Genomic DNA, 2044 nt, shown 5'->3' with positions numbered 1-2044 from the left:
CCTGTTAGCTCGATTCTTTTTTTCTTTTTGATTTGGGTGATCCACGCCGTTCTCCCTTTGTCCTTCATTTGTCTGTGAAAATCCTGGAGGGTCGTGTCTTTCACAATATTCCTCTTGGCGGCAGCATCAATTAAACTTGTTAAATATAGAGATAGTCGCGGTTTATCTGTTGGTTTATTGAAAATAACATCTGCAACAGATCCATCTACAGCGACAACACGCGCGGATACTGTATTTTTAGGATCTCTGAAGAAAGGATCGAGATAGTCAAACCAACCCTTCTTTTTAAGCAGTCGTTTTCCCACCAAAAACACTTGCGTTTTACTTCCTGATGTTAATCCTATTACCCTCGCATCAAATTTTTCTCTTGATTGCCGGAGGGTGTATGCTTTAACTTCATACACTTCTTCCTTATCTTTTGCCTCTTTACTAAATATCGGGCTTGACATATACACTAATAAATTATCCTCTTCATCTAAATCGAGGCCTAAAATAAGTGAGACGCTAACTTCCTCTATTGGTGTAGCATCCATACAACCAGAGAGTATCATTACAAGGATCAAAAGGCACAATCCTATTTTTCGGCTCATGAAAATCTCCTCCGTGAAAATCTCTCATATCCCCAACTGTAAATCCATAAAAATACGGGAAACACATATGCTACCGCAATCCCGGCATTCGAAAGCCATTTTTGCCAGGTTGTTATTTGCATCCATGTTGGTTGAACAAAAAATGTGCCCACGACAATTAAACCTAACAAAACGGGCACATATAAACTATGATCCTGCTTATTCATTAATTGACTGAAACTAAAGACCGTACAGTACATGTACAAAATCCAGGCTCTTGAGGAAAAAAGGATCAAAATATTCAATATAACCACGTCAAGACGTTCAATAAACCGGAATTCAATCACTTTGAGCATACTTAGGACAGGCTGATTAAAACCGGTAATGCTATCCGGACTAAAGTACACAAAACAGCTAATGGTTACAAAGAGATAAAAGAACATCGATAAGGTGTTGGCAATAATAATTCCATGAATGGCATACTGCTTTTTCTTTAAGAAAGGATAAAAGAAAAAGACAAGTTCAAACCCTATGAACGAATAAATGACCAGCGGTACGGTAGCTGAAATTGACTTCCAACCAACTTTAAACAATGGAAGTAAATTCAAGAAACTTCCATCTTTTAATGGAAACAAAAAAATTACCGGGAGCCACATCGTCATATAGAAAATCAATTCATTATATCTTCCAATAACACGGAGACCATTCCTGACTATAAATAATACCGGGATTGAAAATAACAACACAATTAAGTAGTCAGGTGTATTGGGAAGAAACCATGCTTTTGTATAAAGCAAAGTGTTAATAAATATGATCAAAGAAAAGCATAAAGTGTATCCAAGAATAATGAAAATAGCTACTTTACCTAGTATTTTTCCAAAAAATCGGATAAGAAGATCGTAAAGCGTGTCATTTGGGTACTTCTCAGCCGTTTTCACCATAATAATACTGGCAGCAACGCTTAATATCCAACCAATGATGAGGCCCATCCAGCCGTCTGTTCCAGCCTTTTCGGCAACAACTCTAGGAAGCACAAAAAACCGACCCCCATTTGGGTCCCAACAATAAAAAAAATATATTGCAGGATGGTGATTTCATTATGAGTGTATTTTTTCATTTTCCTCCCCTTATCTTTTAGGCTTTCCCTGACGATTGGATTGAATGGTCCTTACACTTTTTGGTCGTGTAATCATTTTCCATAAAGGAAAACGAATAAATGAGTCCTTCATATCAGCAAACCGGAAAGGGGCTAATGGGCTTGCATACGGAGTTCCCAGCGATTCAAGACTAATTAAATGGGCAATCAACGTCATGGCACCAATCATGATTCCGACACTTCCAAACATGACTGCTAATAACATCATTGGAAATCGCAGCATCCGGATAGCCGTCCCCATGTCATAACTTGGAATGATAAATGAGCCGATTGCCGTTGCAGAAACGACAATCACCATAATATTGCTTACTATACCTGC

General features: G+C 38.1%; 2 protein-coding genes and 1 pseudogene. All 3 read right to left on the bottom strand.

The genetic code is table 11. The features are described 5' to 3' along the window. Positions 1–590, bottom strand: a 590-nt coding sequence (locus BW986_RS29100; RefSeq protein WP_464683689.1) for a Ger(x)C family spore germination protein, incomplete at its 3' end; no start/stop codon positions are given. After that, positions 587–1686, bottom strand: a pseudogene (locus tag BW986_RS29095) (GerAB/ArcD/ProY family transporter). The pseudogene BW986_RS29095 and the gene BW986_RS29100, both read right to left, overlap by 4 nt. 10 nt (positions 1687–1696) lie before the next feature. Then, positions 1697–2044 (bottom strand): spore germination protein (locus tag BW986_RS29090; protein WP_142244764.1); only part of this gene is annotated, 348 nt, incomplete at its 5' end.

Origin of the sequence: Peribacillus simplex (assembly GCF_900156045.1) — a bacterium.
Classification (GTDB): Bacteria; Bacillota; Bacilli; order Bacillales; family DSM-1321; genus Peribacillus; species Peribacillus simplex_D.
The sequence above is the reverse complement of the archived record's forward strand: the minus strand, read 5'-3'. Positions and strand labels throughout refer to the sequence as shown.